The 17,088-nt window shown below is 71.7% G+C and carries 15 protein-coding genes and 1 pseudogene; 3 read left to right on the top strand and 13 right to left on the bottom strand.

Going from position 1 to position 17,088, the window contains the following annotated elements; all coding sequences use genetic code 11:
* Nucleotides 1–57: 57 nt before the first annotated feature.
* The 5 genes from ACLBWP_RS13955 to ACLBWP_RS13975 all read right to left on the bottom strand — a co-directional run bounded on the left by ACLBWP_RS13955 (nucleotide 58) and on the right by ACLBWP_RS13975 (nucleotide 4,230).
* Nucleotides 58–1,251 carry a molybdopterin molybdotransferase MoeA gene (locus ACLBWP_RS13955; protein ID WP_447655618.1) on the bottom strand — a complete coding sequence of 398 codons (1,194 nt, stop codon included), beginning with the start codon at nucleotides 1,249–1,251 and terminating at the stop codon, nucleotides 58–60.
* Nucleotides 1,248–1,520, bottom strand: a complete 273-nt coding sequence (locus tag ACLBWP_RS13960; protein WP_243564210.1) for a DUF6457 domain-containing protein — start codon at nucleotides 1,518–1,520, stop codon at nucleotides 1,248–1,250. Before ACLBWP_RS13960 ends, ACLBWP_RS13955 begins: the two co-directional genes overlap by 4 nt.
* 4 nt (nucleotides 1,521–1,524) lie before the next feature.
* Nucleotides 1,525–2,127, bottom strand: coding sequence for a molybdenum cofactor guanylyltransferase (mobA, locus tag ACLBWP_RS13965; protein WP_447655619.1), 603 nt, complete (start codon nucleotides 2,125–2,127; stop codon nucleotides 1,525–1,527).
* A gap of 313 nt (nucleotides 2,128–2,440) precedes the next feature.
* Nucleotides 2,441–3,559, bottom strand: coding sequence for a sensor histidine kinase (locus ACLBWP_RS13970; protein WP_447655620.1), 1,119 nt, complete (start codon nucleotides 3,557–3,559; stop codon nucleotides 2,441–2,443).
* A complete protein-coding gene (locus ACLBWP_RS13975) occupies nucleotides 3,556–4,230 on the bottom strand; it encodes a response regulator transcription factor (protein ID WP_243564213.1) in 675 nt (224 codons plus the stop codon). The genes ACLBWP_RS13970 and ACLBWP_RS13975 overlap by 4 nt, the downstream gene beginning before the upstream one ends.
* Between ACLBWP_RS13975 and ACLBWP_RS13980 the strand changes: the two genes are divergently transcribed.
* On the top strand, nucleotides 4,229–5,509 hold the full coding sequence (locus tag ACLBWP_RS13980) for an acyltransferase family protein (protein ID WP_447655621.1): 1,281 nt from the start codon (nucleotides 4,229–4,231) through the stop codon (nucleotides 5,507–5,509). The two genes, ACLBWP_RS13975 and ACLBWP_RS13980, sit on opposite strands and share 2 nt — an antisense overlap.
* A gap of 65 nt (nucleotides 5,510–5,574) precedes the next feature.
* On the opposite strand, the gene ACLBWP_RS13985 is transcribed toward ACLBWP_RS13980, so the two are convergent.
* The 6 genes from ACLBWP_RS13985 to ACLBWP_RS14010 all read right to left on the bottom strand — a co-directional run bounded on the left by ACLBWP_RS13985 (nucleotide 5,575) and on the right by ACLBWP_RS14010 (nucleotide 12,328).
* On the bottom strand, nucleotides 5,575–5,772 hold the full coding sequence (locus ACLBWP_RS13985; protein ID WP_308221918.1) for a LacI family DNA-binding transcriptional regulator: 198 nt from the start codon (nucleotides 5,770–5,772) through the stop codon (nucleotides 5,575–5,577).
* Nucleotides 5,773–5,786: 14 nt separating this feature from the next.
* Nucleotides 5,787–6,806 (bottom strand): LacI family DNA-binding transcriptional regulator, encoded by a 1,020-nt coding sequence (locus tag ACLBWP_RS13990; RefSeq protein ID WP_447655622.1) that lies wholly within the window; start codon nucleotides 6,804–6,806, stop codon nucleotides 5,787–5,789.
* A gap of 35 nt (nucleotides 6,807–6,841) precedes the next feature.
* Nucleotides 6,842–7,690, bottom strand: coding sequence for a carbohydrate ABC transporter permease (locus tag ACLBWP_RS13995; protein ID WP_447655623.1), 849 nt, complete (start codon nucleotides 7,688–7,690; stop codon nucleotides 6,842–6,844).
* A complete protein-coding gene (locus ACLBWP_RS14000) occupies nucleotides 7,687–8,535 on the bottom strand; it encodes a carbohydrate ABC transporter permease (protein WP_447655624.1) in 849 nt (282 codons plus the stop codon). Before ACLBWP_RS14000 ends, ACLBWP_RS13995 begins: the two co-directional genes overlap by 4 nt.
* A 212-nt stretch (nucleotides 8,536–8,747) precedes the next feature.
* On the bottom strand, nucleotides 8,748–10,064 hold the full coding sequence (locus tag ACLBWP_RS14005; protein ID WP_447655625.1) for an ABC transporter substrate-binding protein: 1,317 nt from the start codon (nucleotides 10,062–10,064) through the stop codon (nucleotides 8,748–8,750).
* 101 nt (nucleotides 10,065–10,165) lie between these two features.
* Nucleotides 10,166–12,328, bottom strand: a complete 2,163-nt coding sequence (locus tag ACLBWP_RS14010) for a glycoside hydrolase family 36 protein (protein WP_447655626.1) — start codon at nucleotides 12,326–12,328, stop codon at nucleotides 10,166–10,168.
* Nucleotides 12,329–12,556: 228 nt separating this feature from the next.
* On the opposite strand from ACLBWP_RS14010, the gene ACLBWP_RS14015 reads away from it, so the two are divergent.
* Entirely contained in the window at nucleotides 12,557–15,190 is a 2,634-nt protein-coding gene (locus ACLBWP_RS14015) for a hypothetical protein (protein ID WP_447655627.1), read from the top strand.
* A 114-nt stretch (nucleotides 15,191–15,304) separates the two neighbouring features.
* On the opposite strand, the gene ACLBWP_RS14020 is transcribed toward ACLBWP_RS14015, so the two are convergent.
* Nucleotides 15,305–15,688 (bottom strand): winged helix-turn-helix transcriptional regulator, encoded by a 384-nt coding sequence (locus ACLBWP_RS14020; RefSeq protein WP_243564221.1) that lies wholly within the window; start codon nucleotides 15,686–15,688, stop codon nucleotides 15,305–15,307.
* A 64-nt stretch (nucleotides 15,689–15,752) separates the two neighbouring features.
* On the opposite strand from ACLBWP_RS14020, the gene ACLBWP_RS14025 reads away from it, so the two are divergent.
* On the top strand, nucleotides 15,753–16,751 hold the full coding sequence (locus tag ACLBWP_RS14025) for a nuclear transport factor 2 family protein (protein ID WP_447655628.1): 999 nt from the start codon (nucleotides 15,753–15,755) through the stop codon (nucleotides 16,749–16,751).
* A gap of 132 nt (nucleotides 16,752–16,883) precedes the next feature.
* On the opposite strand, the pseudogene ACLBWP_RS14030 reads toward ACLBWP_RS14025, so the two are convergent.
* A pseudogene (locus ACLBWP_RS14030) lies at nucleotides 16,884–17,088 on the bottom strand (fuconate dehydratase); the annotation flags it as partial.

Consider the following 17,088-nt stretch of genomic DNA (forward strand, 5'->3'; position numbering starts at 1 on the left):
GGTCGGGTCTACCACCCGCGGGGGCGCTGACCAAGGGCGACCCTCAGCCGACGCGCATCACGACCAGGGCAGCGGCAGCGTCGGGACCACGTCGCCCGCGCGCGCCCCGCCGGTCGGCACCACCATGAGCCCGTCCGCATCGGCGAGTCCCCGCAGCATCGCCGACGTCTGGCGGTTCGCCGGGACGGCGCGGTGGTCACGGTCGTCGCCGTCGGGGTGGTCGTCGAGCACGTATGCCAGCACCAGCGCGCCCGGCCGGTCGTTCGGCACGTCGACCGCCAGGCGCACCGTCGACGTCGGCGCCGGCGGACGCCCCAGCAGCCCCGCCACCAGGGGCTCGCCGAGCAGCACGGCCCCGACCATGGCGGCCATCGGGTTGCCGGGCAGGCACAGGTACAGGGTGTCGTCGCGGCGCGCCAACAGCATCGGGCGACCGGGGCGCACCTCGACCCGGTCGAGCAGCAGCTGCGCGCCGATCGCATCGAGGGCCCCGCGCACGTGGTCGGTCGACGAGCCCGCCGTCCCGCCGGTCGTCACGACCAGTCGGGCGCCGGTGCCGGCGAGCGCAGCCGTCGTCGCGGCGCGGTCGTCGGGCACCCGCACGGCCCCGACCGGGTCGGCCCCGAACGAGCGCAGGATCCCGGGCAGTGTGTGCGTGAACACGTCACGCACCTGCCCGGGCTGCGGGACGCCGGCGCCGACGATCTCGTCGCCGAGCACCGCGACCCGCACGGTCGGCGCCGGGGCCAGGGACACCCGGTCGACACCGGAGGCCGCGGCGAGCGCTGCCCGCGGCGGGGTCAGCACGCTGCCTGCTCGCACCAGCAGGTCGCCGAGCGTCACCTCTTCGCCCGCGGGTCGGATGTGCGGTCGGGTGGACACGGTGTCCTGCACGAGCCGGCCGGTGTCGTCGATGTGGGCGTCCTCGGACCGCACGACGCTCGTCGTGCCGGGTGGGACGGGCGCCCCGGTGGTGACGGGGCGGGCGTGCCCGGGCTCGAGGGTCTGGGTCGACGGAGCCGCACCGGCGACGATCGCCGCACCGAGCCTCCAGGGTGGGTCGCCCGCGACGGCCCAGCCGTCCATCGCCGCGCCGTCGTGTGCCGGCACGGCACCGGGTGCCCGCACGTCGGCGGCGAGGGTCCGGCCCGGGCTGGCGACCAGGTCGAGCGTGACGGGCGCGCCGGTCAGCAGGCTGCCCTGGCGGTGTGCCTCGTCGCGTGCCGCCGACCACGACAGGTGCGACGTCACTGCGCGGTGTCGCCGTCCGTGCCGTGGGCGAGCGCTCGGTCGGTCGCGGTCCGGGCTGCGTCGGTGACGTCCGCCGGGGCGCCCCCACGCAGGCCGGCGGCGTAGCCGACCAGGAACGTGGTGAGCGGTGCAGCGGGTCGGGCGACTCCGTGCGCGGCGTCGCGGGCCAGGTCGAGCACGACGTCCAGGTCGAGTTCGAAGCCGTCGGGCAGCGCGAGTGCCTCGGCGAGCTCGGCCGTCCACGCGGTCAGGACGTCGTTGGTGGTCATGGGTTCAGTCAAGCAGTCGGTCGGCGTCCTCGGCGCTGTCGATGTCCGCACAGAGCACCGAGGGCAGCACGACCTCGACCAGGTCGAGCGCTGCCAGCAGTCGTCGCATGGACAGGTCCTCGAGCGTGCCCGACGTCGCACGGAGCCGGTCGAGGGCGTCGCGGAGCGCTGCCGTGCGGTACAGCGCGAGCAGGGGTTGGCGGCGGCCGGCCTGGTCGACGGCGATGAGACCGTCGTGTGGGGCGTGCCGCTCGGGCGCCGCGAGCAGCGCGGCCGCCGCCTGCTGCGGGCGGACGAGGTCGCAGGCCAGGACGAGGGTGAACGGCGCGGAGCCCGGGAGCGCTCCGAGGCCGGCATCGAGCGCTGCGACCGGGCCGGCGAAGGGCGGGTCCTCACGGGCACGGATGACGTGGTCGGGTGCGCTCCGTCCGTCGCGCAGGCCGACCACCACGACGTGGGTCGCACCGTCGGCCGCGGCGAGCGCGTGGTCGAACAGGGTGGTGCCGCCCGTCACGAGCGCCGTCTTGTCGACACCGCCGAGCCGGGAGGCCCGTCCCCCGGCCAGCAGGACCGCGTCATGGGGCAGGGCGGTGGCGTCGTCGACCATGCTCCGCACCCTACGCGGGAGCGTGCGGTTCCCGCGGGCAGCGTCGCCGGGCGCGCGCTGGACCACCGCGGCCCCGCCGTGTTGTCGGCAGCGGGGAACGCCGCGTCTCCAGCTCGTGCTCCCGCGTGGGCCACGACCACGTGCTGCGCCAGCGATGGCCGATCCGGTCGAGGATCCTCGGGGATCGTGAACCAGATCGGCCAGCCGCGCGATCGCGATCCCGGTCCGGGTGGTGCGGCTGCGCGCGATGACGGACGGTCGGCGCTCGGCAGCCACGGCGTCCACATCGCTGTGGCGGACGACGTCGTCCGCCCTACGTGGAAGCGTCGCCGCCCTGGTCGTGGGCGGCGAAGCGGACCGCAACGACCAGCCCACCCCCGTCACGCGCGGCCACCATGAGCTCCGCCCCGTGCGCCGTCGCGATGCTCTGCACGAGCGCGAGCCCGAGCCCGTGCCCGCTGCCGGCGCTGCGCGTCCGCTGCATCCGGTGGAACGGCTCGACCAGTCGGGGGACCTCGGCGGCGGGGATGACCGGGCCGGTGTTCTCCACGGTCAGCTGCACGCCGTCAGAGTCGTCCACCGTGACCACGACCCAGCCGTCCCGGTGGTTGTGCACGATCGCGTTCCGGACCAGGTTCGCGACGAGTTGCCGGACCAGGGCACGCGACCCGAGCACGACGCCCTCGTCGAGCGCCACCCGCACCGCGACGCCCGCGGCGGTGAGCGCCGGCGCCTCTGCCTGCACCACTGCCGCGACCTCGGTGCGCAGTGAGACGGGATGGGTCTCGGTGTCCGGAGCGCCACGGGCCAGATCGAGCAGCGCGTTCGTGATCGCGGTCATCTGGTCGGCCGTCGTCGCGACCCGGGTCAACGTCCGGATCGTGTCCGGCTCGGTCGCGGTCCGCAGTGCCACCTGCGCCATCGTCTTGATCGTCGCCAGCGGTGTCCGCAGCTCGTGCGCGGCGCTCGCGGCGAACCGGCTGCGCGCCGTCATCGACGCCTCGAGCCGGTCGAGCATCGCGTTGATCGTCGCGCCCAGGTCGTGGATCTCGTCGTGCGCGCCCGACACGGTGATCCGGGCGTCGAGGTTCGTCTCGTCCAGCAGCTCCGTGGTGCGGACGACGTCCTGCAGCGGTCGGAGCAGCCGTCCTGCGACGACCCAGCTCACGACACCGCCGATGCCGCCGACCACCAGCAGTGCCGGGACGGCAACGATCACGAACAACCGCAGCACGTCGGCGCGGTCGTGCACCGTGTACAGGTCGCCGCCGGTTCTGCCGTACGGGAAGGGCCCGGCGGTGAAGGCGTACCCGGGGACGATGGCGAGCACCGCGAACACCACTGCCAGCAGGGAGGCGCCGGTGAGCAGGATCAGCAGCGTGTAGGTCAGTGTCAGACGCAGGCGGATGGACAGGCGCCGGGGGCGGTTCACACGCCCGCCCGGTCCGGATCGACGACGTATCCGACGCCCGGCACGGTGTGCAGGACGGCGGGGTCGCCGAGCTTCTTGCGGAGCGTCGAGATCGTGATGCGGACGGCGTTGGTGAACGGGTCGGCGGACTCGTCCCACCCCTTCTCGAGCAGCTGCTCGGCGCTGACGACGCCGCCCTCGGCCCGCAGCAACAGCTCGAGCACGGCGAACTCCTTGCGACTGAGGTGCAGGTAGCGACCCGCACGGTACGCCTCACGGCGGAAGGGGTCGAGCCGCACGTCGCCGGACTCCAGCACGGGCGGCAGTGCGGGACGGCTCCGACGGTTCAGCGCGCGGATCCGGGCGATGAGCTCCTCGAGCTCGAACGGCTTGCCGAGGTAGTCGTCCGCCCCGAGCTGCAGGCCCGCCACCCGGTCCGACAGCTCGGCGGCGGCCGTCAACATGAGGATGCGCGGCGACGTGGGGTCCGCCACGAGGGCCCGGCACACATCGTCACCGTGCAGCACCGGCAGGTCGCGGTCGAGCACCACCACGTCGTAGTCGTTGATCGAGACCAGCTCGAGCGCGCGTTCGCCGTCGCCGGCGACGTCAGCGGCGATGGCCTCGAGCCGCAGCGCGGTCTGGACGGCCTCGGCGAGGAACACCTCGTCCTCGACGATGAGCACCCGCATGAGCCACCTCCTGGTCGGTTCGCTCAGTCCACCACACCGCGGGTACGGCCAGCGTCTGCGATTCGCCGGACGCTGCCCGAACACCGCGCTCGGTCTCATGGACTCCGATGCGGCACCCGCCGCGGATCGGACCACCATGACCACGAACGTCTCCCCAGCTCCCCCGGACTCTCACCTGCCGTCCCTGACCGGGCTGCGGTGGATCGCCGCGGGGACGGTCTTCGCCTTCCACCTGACGACCGTCGGCTTCTTCACCGGGAAGTCGGCGACCCTGCTGAGCGGACTGGCCGGAGCAGGCGCCACGGGCGTGTCCCTGTTCTTCATGCTGTCCGGGTTCGTCCTCGCGTGGACCGACGCGCCGGGGACCGGTCCGCTGCGGTTCTGGCGTCGCCGGATCGCACGCGTGGTGCCGCTGCACCTGGTCACCGTGGCGCTCGCCCTGGTCGTCGCGGCGACCCTCGTGCCGAGCATCACCACCCTGAGCGCCAAGGCCCTGGTGGCGAACGTCCTGCTCGTGAGCGCCTGGCATGCACCGTGGTGGCAGGCAGGCAACCCGGTGTCGTGGTCGTTGGTGTGCGAGGCCTTCTTCTACGCCGTGTTCCCGTTCCTGATGGTGCCGCTGCGCCGAGCTCCCGCGTGGGCGCTGTGGACCGTCGGCGCGCTCGCCCTGGCCGCGGTGCTGCTCGTGCCGACGTCGCTGCACCTGCTGCCTGGCGACCTGTCCCCCGACACGTGGCCGCCGGCGCGGTTCCCGGAGTTCGTGCTCGGCGTCGTCGGTGCGTGTCTGGTGCGCTCCGGCGCGTGGCGGGGACCGCGCCTGCCCGTGCCGCTCACCCTGACCGTGCTCGGGTTCGCCGTGGCGAACCTGCTGCGGAGCACGCCGCTCGCCCTCACCGGGTACACGGCGATCGGGTTCGCGCTGCTGCTGCCCGCGCTCGCTCGGTGGGACCGCGAGCGCCGGCCGTCCGTGCTCGCCTCACCGATGCTGATGGGCCTCGGTGAACGCTCGTTCGCCTTCTACCTGGTGCACGTGCTCGTGCTGCAGAGCGTGCTGGCGTTGCTCCCCGCAGCGGCGACCCGCACCGCTCCGGAGAACGCGCTGGTGGCCGCAGCGGCGTTCGTCACCGCCCTCGGACTCGCCAGCGTGCTGCACGTGCTGATCGAGGTGCCAGCACGCCAGGTGATCGCGGGGTCCGGCCGGACGGGACCGCAGCGGAGGAGCCGTGTCGGACTCGCCGGTCGGACGGACGTCCCGATGCCGACGACGCCGACCCGGTGACGCGCAGCCGGTCGGCGAGAACCATGCGGCGGTGATGGTCATGTGCGAGCAACGGCGGCGATCGCTCAGCGCTTCGTGAGCCGACCCAACCGCTCGGCCTCGACGTTGCGCTCGTACCCCAGGTACGCGATGACGGCCAGCACCCGCTGCCGGGTGACTGGCGCGACGGTCGTGGGCGTGTTCAGCACCCGCGACACCGTCTGGTGCGACACCCCCGCCACGGTCGCCACGTCGTAGATCGTGGGACGTCCGGAGTCGATCACGGCGGCGGATCGGTTCAGTCCGACGCGGCCGGGGCAGCGGTGCTCTCGCGGATCAGCACCGGGGGGTCGACGGTCTCGAGCGCGAGCGGGGCGGCACCGGTCAGCAGTGCGTCGAGCTGCGCCATCCCGTGGCGTCCGAGCTCGGCGAAGTCCTGGCGCGCGGTGGTCAGCGACGGCACGAACATCGCGGCGAGCGGGTGGTCGTCGAACCCGGCCACGCTGACGTCGGCCGGAACGCGCTTGCCCGCGTCGTGCAGCCCGCGGATGAGTCCCATCGCGGTCTCGTCGTTGCCGCACAGCACCGCGGTGACGTCGGGTTCGGCGGCCATGACTCGGCCGATCTCGTAGGCGCTGCGCGGGTCCCACGACACGTCGCGGACCGGCGGCAGGACGGCACCCGCCTCGAGCAACGCACGGCGCCAACCCGAGGTACGACCGTCTTCCTTCCCCGAGGGCGGGACGCGGACGTGGTGCACGGTCCGGTGCCCGAGTCCGAGCAGGTGTCGGGTGAGCGCGGCGGCCGCGTGCGACTCGTCGAGGACCGCCTGGGGCACCCCGCTCTCGGGCACCCCGGACAGCGCCACGACCGGGATGTGCGGTTGGAGCGCGGCCAGGGCGGCGACGCCGGGCGGGTCGAACTTCAGCACGACGACCCCGGCCGGCGACTGGCGCAGCACGGCGTCGGTCGCCGCGGTGACGTCGGCGTCGTCGGCGGTCTCGACGACCACGATGAAGCTGAGGAAGCCCGCGGTGCGTGCGGCTTCCTCGACCCCGCGGATCGCCTCGGCGTACCCGTAGCGCGAGGTGTTGCCCGCGACGATCCCGATGACGTTCGACCGCCTTGACGCCAGGGCCTGCGCCGCGGCACTCGGCCGGTACCCCAGGCTCGCGATGGCGTCGAGCACTCGGCGGTGGCGTTCCTCGCTGACCTTCGCCGCCCCGGTGAGCACGCGGGAGACCGTGGGGACGGAGACGCCGGCGAGCTTCGCCACGTCGCTGATCGTCACTGGCTTGTCGCGGCGTGGCGGGGTCATCGTGCCATCACGATACGACCTGCCGACGACCACGCTCACTTGACCGCGCCGCTGGTGATCCCGGCGATGATCTTCCGCTGCATCACCACGAAGGTGACCAGCAGCGGCAGGCTCATCAGGATGATGTAGGCGAAGATCAGGTGCCAGTTCTGCAGGTACAGCCCGCTCGACGCCACCTGGTACAGGTTGAGCGGCAGGGTGTCGAGCCGCCCGCCCACGACGAACAGGGCGTAGAAGACGTCGTTCCAGATGTACAGGCAGATCAGGATCGTCGCTGTGGCCAGCGTCGGGCCGAGCAGCGGCAGGATGATCCGGACGAACACCCGCACGGGCCCGGCACCGTCGACGCGCGCGGCCTCCTCGAGCTCGACCGGGATGGTGCGGACGAACCCGGTGACGAAGAAGATCACCGTCGACAGGTACATGCCCATGTAGACACCGATCATGCCGACCGCGGTGCCGGCCAGGCCGAGCTGGCGGAGCAGCAGCACGATCGTCACGACGGCCGGCGGCAGCACGATGCCGCTGATGCCGAGCGCGTAGACGACTGACACCAGCCGGCTCTTGCGGCGGGCGAGCACCCACGACGCCATCGAGCCGAGCACCAGCACGCCGATCACCGACGGCACCATGACGAGCATGCTGCCCAGGAACGCGGGCACCATGCGGCCCTGGCTGAGCACGGTGCCGAAGTTCTGCAGCAGCTGCCAGTGGCTCGGCAGCGACAGGTTCGGGTCGAGCGCCTCGGCCTGGGTCTTGCCGGCGGTCACGACGACCATCCAGAACGGCACGCCGAGCAGCACGACGACGAGCAGGAGCGCGACCACGGGCTGCACCCACCGGATGCGGGGACGACGTCGGAGCGGGGACTGGGCGACGGTCATGAGAGCACGTCCTCTCGCTTGCGCAGGAAGTAGATGACGGGGAACGCGAGCAGGGTGACCATCACGAACAGCGACAGGCTCATCGTGGTGGCCTGGGCGAAGAGCCCCTGCCCGAAGGTGCGGAAGATGAAGATGTTGAGCAGCTCGGTGGTGCCGCCGGGACCTCCGGCGGTGGTGGCCTGCACGATGTCGAAGCCGTTCATCGACCCGAGCAGTGCCGTCGCGACGTTGAAGGTCACAGCTGGCGCGAGCAGCGGGAAGCGGATGGACCGGAAGGTGCTCCACCAGCCGGACCCGTCGATCCGCGCGGCCTCGAGCACGTCGCCGGGGATGGTCTTCAGGCCGGCCAGGTAGATGAGCATGGACAGGCCCATCCACTTCCACGCGTGGATGAGGGCGACGACCAGCAGCGTCCAGGTGGTGCTGCCGAGCCAGGCGATCGACACCTCGTGGCCGAGCAGGGCGCCGAGGATCGCGTTGAGTCCACCGGTCGGCTTGAGCAGCGCCTGGAAGATGTACCCGACGGCCAGCGCGGACATCACGACCGGCACGAAGAACGCCGTGCGGGCGATGCGGTTGACCCGGGTGTCGGCTTCGAGCACGAGCGCCAGCACCAGGCCGAACAGGTTCTGGAAGACCGCGACGAGCACGGCGTAGACCAGCGTGGTGCGCAGGTCGGCGATGAGCGTGCCGTTCTGGAACAGCGCCGCGAAGTTGTCACCGCCGACGAACGCGATGTCGCTGTGGAAGCTCGACCAGTTCGTGAACGCGTAGACGAAGTTGAACAGCGTCGGGATGAAGAAGAACACCACCAGGACCACGAGCGCGGGCACCAGGAACCACAAGGGGTGGTCCTGCCTGCGAGCGCGGCCCGGCGTCGGGACGCGGGTGCTGGTCGGCGGCTCCGGCCGGGACGGCCGGGTCCGCCGGGGGGTGAGCTGTGCGGTCATGAGGGTCCTCTGGTGCTGGTGGTGCGCTCGTGGGGTGGGCGGCTGTCGGACGGGAGGCTCGCTGCGGGTCCGCCACGAGCCTCCCGTCGGTCGTCAGCCGGCTGGGCTCAGAAGCCCTTGGCGCCCTGCGCCTTGGCGAGCTGCGCGAACTGCTGCTGCGTCGCCTGGGTGACCTGGTCCGGGGTCTTGGTGCCCTGGATCATGTCGGCCAGGTAGATGTACAGGTCGGGGTTCGCGATCGCCTCGGCCTGCATCGACCCGACGGCGTCCGGCACCGCTGCTGCGGCGTCCTTCAGCGCGGTCGGGACGGTCGACGGGGTGTCGACGCCCTTCTCGATGGACACCGTCGCCTGGTCCTTCACGAATCCGGCGTAGCCCTTGCCCATCCAGTACGACAGGAACTGGCGCGACGCGGCTTCCTGCTTGTCGTTGCCGGTCTTGAAGGCCACCAGCGCGTTGCTCTGGTCCGGGATGAAGGTGCCGACGTTGCCGGACGGCGAGATCGGGAAGAAGCCGATCTTGCTGTTGAGCTCGCTGGTGTTGGCCAGCGTCTGCAGCTGGTTGAAGTACGAGTTGACCTGGATGACCATGCCCGCGTCGCCGGCCAGCAACGCCTTGCCCTGGTCCTCGAACGTGGCGGTCTTGATGTCGCTGTTGAACATGCCCTGCTTGATCAGGTCGTCGTAGTTGTCGACGGCCTTCTGCACGGTCGCGTCGGTGAACTTCGTCGAGCCGTCGTTGATGCCCTTCCACAGGCCCTGCTTGGCGGCGTCGGCGAGCTGGACCTGCACCCACCACTGGGTGGCCCACTTGTCGCCGCCCATCTCGAAGAACGGCGTGACGCCCTTGCTCTTCAGGGTCTTCGCGTCGGCCAGGAACGCGTCCCAGTCCTTCGGCGTCGAGGTGATGCCGGCCTTCGCCAGGACGTCCTTGTTGTAGTAGACGCCCTCGACCGCGGGGGTGCTGACGAGTGCGGCGTACCGGGTGCCGTCGAGCTTGCCGGTGATGTCGGCGAGGTTGGCGGTGTACTTCGACGTCCACGGGGCGCCGGTCAGCGGCTGCAGGTTCTGCTTCGCGTTGAGCGAGGTGAGCTCGGACGCGGTGGGCTGCCAGAACGCCAGGTCAGGCTTGTCGCCCGTCGCGACCTTGGTCTGGACGCCCTGCTCGTAGGGGTCGGGGATGGTGACGACCTTGACGGTCGCGCCCGTGGCCTTCTCGAAGCCGCTGATCACCGACGCGGGGGTCTTGTTCGAGTTCTGCGCCGCCCAGATGGTCAGCGTGGTGCCCTTCAGGTCGGCGGTCTGGCTCGGCCAGGTGACCGAGCCGGAGCCCGTCGTCGTGCCGGATCCGGGGTCGCTGCAACCGGTGAGGAGGGCAGCGGTCACGGCGGCGACGGCGACGGCGCCCTTCCATGCGTGCTTCATGTTCGTCCTTGGTGTGAGGTGTGCGGGAGGTGTTCGGGGTGTGTGTCGTGCTGGGGGTGTTCGGTCGTGCTCGGGTGTTCGGTCGTGCTCGTGGTGGGTCCTCAGTCCGACGGCGCCGTCGGGGTGAGGGTGAGGGTCCGCGCCGTCGGGGGTGTGACGGTGGAGCGGACCGACAGGGTGCCGGTGGTGGCATCCCACGCGGCCTGCCACGTCGGCAGGTCGCGCGGGAAGATCGTGGTGACCCGCAGGTCGCGCCCCGCGAGCTCGGGGAAGCGCAGCTCGGTCTCGCCGACGCCGGTCCCGCGGTCCCAGACGGACACGACGGTCCGGTCGGGCGCGTGCCGGGCGGCGGCGACCCAGCGGTCGGTCCAGCCGGGCAGTCCGAGTGGCCAGGCGGGCGTGCCGTCGGCCAGGTCGCGGTGCAGGTCGCGGGCGGTGCTGACGGCCTGGCACACCAGGTCGAGCTGGTCGTCGGTCATGCGGTCGAGGTGCCCGGACAGGTAGAACCGTCCGGACAGCCCCGTCACCAGCGTGAACGCGTTCTGCTCGTCGGTCAGGTCGGGCTGCGGGTAGGCCCAGTTCGCCGCCTGTTCGGGCAGCATCGACAGCCCGGCGGACGCGGCGATCGGCGGGTAGCGCATCGGGTCCTGCTGGTCGGACGTCGACTGCAGCTGCGTGCGGGACAGCAGCGCGGCGTCCATCCGCATCGCCCCCGACGAGCAGTTCTCGAGCACGAGCGTCGGGTGCCGCTCGGTGACCTCGTCGAGCCAGGCCAGGTGCGCTCGGTTGTGCTCGAGCAGGCCCATCCCGACGCTGTCCGCGTCGCGGTCGGTGCCCGGGCCGCCGTCGATGTTGTAGTCGAGCTTGAAGAACCCGATGCCGAAGTCCTGCACGAGCCGGTCGACGACGGCGTCCAGGTGTGCCCGAGCGGCGGGGTGCCGCAGGTCCAGGTGGAACCGGCGGTGCTCCTCGACCCGCTGCCCGCGGCGCTGCAGGAAGGCCTCGGGCGGCAGGGTGTCGGCGACGGGGCTGTCCACCCCGACGACCTCGGGCTCGAGCCACAGCCCGGGCGTCATGCCGGCGGCGCGGATGGCGTCGGTGACCTCGGCCAGGCCGTTCGGGAAGCGCGTGGTCGACGGCTGCCAGGCCCCGACCGTGTCCCACCAGTCCGGGGCGTCGGAGTACCAGCCGGCGTCGATGCAGAACGTGTCGGCGCCCACGCGAGCCGCTGCAGCGACGAGCGGCAGCAGCTTCGCGGTGGTCGGGTCGCCGTCGAGCGTGTTCATGTAGTCGTTGAACACGATGCTCGGCCGGGTGTTGTCCGGGTGTGCGACACGGTTCCGTCGGCGCGCACCCGTCAGGGCAGCGACCGCCGTCGGCAGGTCCGCGCCGAGGGTCACGGTGACCGGCACGGTGGTGAACGTCTCGTCCGGCGCCAGGGCGAGCGACCACTGGTGATCGCGGTCGGTGGGCCCGGACAGCGCGAGGTAGCAGTCGTCGATGTGCTGGCCGACCTCCCAGCGCCACGGTCCGTTGTGCTCGATCTCCCACAGCCAGGTCAGGCCGGGCGACGACAGCGCCGCGACGGGCAGGTCCCCGCCGGTCGACCAGGTGCCGACTGCCGTGCGGACGACGGCGGAGCGCGGGGTGTTGCCGGTGAGTGACTCGTGCAGGTCCGGCAGCAGGTCGCCACGCAGCGGGGTCGTGGACCAGCGCCCCTCGCCCAGCCAGTCGTTCGTGCCCGCGACGAGCGACCAGTCCGCGGCGTCGAGTACCCGAGCCGTCGACGCGGTGCTGGCGGCCGGTCGTCCGAGGCCGCTCACCCAGCTGGTCACGGCGGTCAGCACCAGCGGCGCGCTGCCGGTGTTGTGCACGGTCGACACGACCCGGACGGCGCCGTCGGCCGCGCGCAGGACGACCTCGACCGACACCGCTCGTGGGCCCGGTGCCGTGGCCAGCTGCAGCACCAGGGTGTCGCCGGCCTGTCGCTCGTCCTCGATCGCGTGCGACCGGTAACGGAGCGCCGCGCCGATCGAGGTCTGCACCAGGCGGTCGTTCGCGAGCGTGTGACCGAGCCCGACGGCCAGGACCTCGACGAGCGGCACGCCGTCACCCAGGCACGCATCGGCTGCGACACCGACGAACCGGGTCAGCCGCAGCGGGCTGTCCTGGTCGTGGCGGAACTGCAGGTGGACCCCCGGTGGCGTCCAGTCGATGTGTGGCAACGCTGCCTCCTCGTCGTGCGGGTCCGTCGTCGGACCCACAGCGGCGATGGTAGCGGTTTCAGAGCGCCGCGCAAGCGATTTCGTGAAATCGCTATCAAGTCATTCGTTTCCTGAACACTTGCGGATCACCCTCTTGTTGAAATCGCTTTCACGTCCTACGGTCCGACAGGGCCCACATCGGGGGCCGTCAGTACGAAGGAGTACGCAGTGCAACGACCTGTCGAACCACGTCGCCATCGCGCGACCAGGACCATCGCAGCCGTCTCGGTGGCTGCACTCGCCGCCGCCTCGGTGGCCGCCCTCGGGATCGTCGGGGTCTCCCCCGCGTCCGCCGCCACGGTCGACCACCTCGGGGTCGCGTTCGGGTCGTCGACCGGCGCCGTCCGCGGTGGGGCCGGCGGCACGCTCTACGGCCTGGGCGATCCGGGCAACCCCACGCAGGCACTCATCGACGGTGCCCACATCACGAACACGTCGCAGAAGCCACCGGGAGGCGCACAACACCCCACCGGTGACGCCCTGCGTGTCGAGCCGTCGTTCTTCGCGGGGGCCGGCAAGGACGAGTACGTGTACATGCAGGACCAGTACCCGGACTTCCCGTACAACGGCGGCAACCGACCCGGCGACGCGAACGGGGACGGGGTGTGGGACTACCTGCCGATCGTCAAGCAGGAGGCCGAGACGATCGCCACGCAGTCCGCGCACCCGAAGCAGTACGTGTTCATCCCGTTCAACGAACCCGACGGTGACTGGTACCCGAACTGGTCGACGCAGAAGCAGCAGTTCTTCGCGGACTGGTCAGCGGTGTACCAGACCATCGAAGGCGTGTACGCAGCGCACGGACTCGGTCACGCCCGGATCGGCGCGATGGGCGACAGCGCCTTCCACAGCGACCGGACGACGGACTTCCTGACGTACGCCAAGGCGCAGTCGCAGCTGCCCGACGTCACGATCTGGCACGAGCTCAGCCCCGGCAGCCTGGCCGACTTCCGCGGCCACATGAGCAGCTACCGCGGCATCCTGGCGAACCTCGGCCTGCCGGCGATCCCGGTCGACATCACGGAGTACGGCAACCCCCGCGACATGGGCGTGCCCGGACAGCTGGTGCAGTGGATCTCGATGTTCGAGGACCAGAAGGTCGACGCGCAGACCGCGTACTGGAACTACGCCGGCAACCTCAACGACAACTCGTCCCGCACGAACAGCGCGAACGGCGGGTGGTGGCTGTACAAGTGGTACGGCGACCTGACCGGCACGACGGCCACCGTCACCCCGCCGCAGGCGAACACGACGGACACGCTGCAGGGCGTCGCGTCGATCGACACGGCAGCGAAGAAGGCCACGGTCCTGCTCGGCGGCGGCACGAACACCGTCTCCGCCGACCTGTCCGGCCTGAGCAGCAGCGTCTTCGGCACGGCCGTCGACGTCACCGTCCGTGCCGACCGGTTGAACGGCAAGGAGGGGCTGTCCCAGCAGCCGCCCGTCATCGTCTCGCAGCGGGCGACCGTGACGAACGGCACGCTCAGCGTCACCATCCCGAACAGTGACCGGTACGCCGCGTACCAGGTCGAGGTCACCCCGGCTCGGGCCACGCGCCCGGCCGTCGACACGTCGACCGTCAGCACCGAGGCCGAGGACACCACGCTCGTCGACGCCTCGGTGTTCACACAGGACCCGAACGTGGTGAGTGGGATGGCCTCGGGCGGCAAGGACGTCGGCAGCTTCGACAACGCCGACAGTTCCGCCACGTGGACCGTGAACGCCCCGCGGAACGGCACCTACCGGCTCACCGTGCTCGGTGGCGCGAACGGGCAGCCCGGGCAGCAGGCGCTGTTCGTCGACAACGCCTTCAACCAGCTGGTGAAGTACTCCGCCGACCAGAGCTGGACCTACCGCGGCACCAGCTCGGTGCTCGTGCCGCTCAGCGCCGGATCGCACACGTTCTCGCTCCGTGCGAGCAAGGACGGGTCCACCGTGCTGCCCGGCGCGAACGTCACCCTCGACCGGTTCAGCGTGCAGGACGTGACGAACGGCGACACCGACACCTACCCGGCGACGGACGCCCGCCTGACCGGTGCGGCGAGCATGACCTACGGCTCGAGCACCACCGCGGCGAACGGCGGCGCAGCCCTGTCCGGATCGGGTACGGCCACGTTCTTCGTGTCCGCGCTCGACTCCGGCTACCAGGACGTCAGCATCGACTCGGTCACCAGCCGTGCGTCGGCACTCACGCTGCGGGTGGGCGGTCGCTCCGTCCCGCTCGGTTCGATCAGCGGCGCCGGGTCGTGGCGCACCACCGCGCGGATCTGGCTGCCGCAGGGCATCTCGGAGCTGACGGTCGGCTCGCCGAACGGTGCGACCGTCACGGGCGTGACGACCGTGCGCGGCGCGGCACAGCGTGCAGCCGACACCGCGTCCGCCAACGCCGTCCGGGTGCAGGCCGAGCAGCTCGCCCTGGCGGGGACGGCGAAGCCGGTGACGATCCCGGCCTCGGCCGGCTCGAACGGTGACGCGGACACGAACGGCGTGGTGACGGAGCTCGGCTTCCTGGGCAACGGCGCGGGCAACACCGCGACGCTCGCCCGACCGTCGAGCCTCGGAGCCGGCGCCTACGTGCTGACCGCCTCGGCAGCCAACGCCGACCAGTCGTCGAACCTCAACTACAACCCGCAGGTGGTCAACCGGTTCCTCGACGTCACCGAGGCCGGCGGAGCCACCACCCGCGGCACGTTCCGCAACGGGTACTCGTGGAACAGCTTCTGGGACACGAGCATCCCGCTCGACCTGACGACGACGAGCGGTGCGCTGACGCTCGGCAACGCGAGTGCCTTCGCACCCGACCTCGACGTCGTCACGCTCGCGAAGCTCGTTGCGGGAGGTGCCACCACGACGGCGCGGTGACCGCCGCGGTCCTGTCGGGTCCGGTCCGCCCTGGCCCGGACCCGTGACGGACAGGAGGCTCCCCACCGGTCCGGTGGGGAGCCTCCCGTCCGTCGGTCGGTGCCGGTCCGTCGGTCAGTGGCGGTCGACGATGGCGTCCGCGTTCTCGACGATCCAGTCCATGAGCGGCACGAGCCGGGCGGCCAGCTCGCGGCCGCTCTCCGTCAGCGAGTAGTCGACGCGCGGTGGCACCGACGGGAACACCTCGCGGTGGACGATGCCGTCGTGCTCGAGCGTGCGGAGGGTCGAGGCCAGCATCTTCTCGCTGATGCCCTCGATCGTCCGGCGCAGCTCACCCCACCGGACCGGACCGTCGCCCAGGGCGAGCAGGACGAGCACGCCCCACCGGCTCGTGACATGACTGAGCACCACTCGCGTCGGACACGCCGCGGGGAACCGCACGGGGTCGTCCGAGGTGGGGGCGGGAACAGAGCCAGGGACCGCGATTCCGACGTCCATGTGCGTACCGTACGGACAAGTGCGCTCTTCCGGCTGAGAAGGTGCCCGACCTACCGTCATCGCCATGACCCTCATGACGAAGTCCCCGCGCGGCCGTCGCCGCTCGACCGTCCTGTCCGCCGGTGCCGCCGTGGTCGCCGGCACCGTCCTGTGCTCGGGGCTCGGCCTCGCCGGGACCGCCGCAGCCGCACCCCTGACGCATCGTGCCACAACCGCGAGCCGGGCCACCACGACCGTGACCCCGGCCGACGGCGGCACCACCGCGTCGCGCAGCGACACCGCGACCGAACACCGGAACGGCTGCATCGTCCGAACGCTCCTGACCGGTGCGTTCGCCTCCCCCACCAGCGCTGCCGCCCAGCATCTCGCCCGGGCGACGGTGGCACCGGACGCGGTGACCCACACCCCCGGCGCGGCCGCCGGCCCCGCGGGCGTGCTCGCCGAGTTCGCCGCGGACCGGAAGCGCGTGCCCGGCTCGCAGGCCGTCGTGAAGCACCTGGCCGCCGACGGCGACCTGGTCGCCGTGCACTGGCAGATCGCGCCTGACGTGCGCAACGAACGCCGTGGGGACGCGGCGGTCGACCTGTTCCGACTGCGGAACGGCAAGGTCGTCGAGCACTGGTCGCTCGACCAGCCGATCGCCACGGGCACCCCGGCCAGCGGCAACACGAACACCATGTTCAGCGACCTGTACCGGGCGGGCCGTCCCGCGCCGGCACCCACCGAACGCCAGGAGGAGCGCAACCGCACCCTGGCGGTGTCGGCGTACGACACGCTCTTCCGCGACCACGACGTGTCGGTGCTGGACCGCGCGTTCGACCCCGCGTACCTGCAGCACAACCCGGTCGCCCCGAACGGGACCGCCGCGCTGAAGCAGCTGTTCGGCAGCGGCGCGCAGTTCCCCGCGCAGCAGTCCGTCATCTCGCTCTCCGACGGCGACATCGTATGGACGTTCTCGCAGCCGGTCGGCGCGAAGCCGGGCGATCCGCTGCTCGCAGCCGACCTGTTCCGGGTGGACGGCGGGCTGATCCGCGAGCACTGGGACGTCGTGCCGACCAGCTGAGACGGCGGTCGGGACGGACGGGAGGCGCGGTTCCGGCTGGCACCGCGCCTCCCGTCGGTCGCGGTGCGCGACGCACCACACCACCACACGTGTGCGACGGTCGTCACCACGTCCGGTCGACGTCGCCCCGGGTCAGCTGACCACCGCGACGGGGGTGGGGCGGCTGTAGGTGTAGGTGTCGAGGGAGTCGGCGAGCATCTCGGTGCCCGCGCCGGGGGCGGTCGGGGGCCAGTAGCGCCCCCCGTGCACGTCGACCGGGGTCACGAAGTGCTCGTGCAGGTGGTCGACGAACTCGATGTAGCGACCCTCGAGCTCGCCGGTCAGCGCGACCGCGTCG

This window comes from Microbacterium sp. M1A1_1b (genome assembly GCF_053345565.1).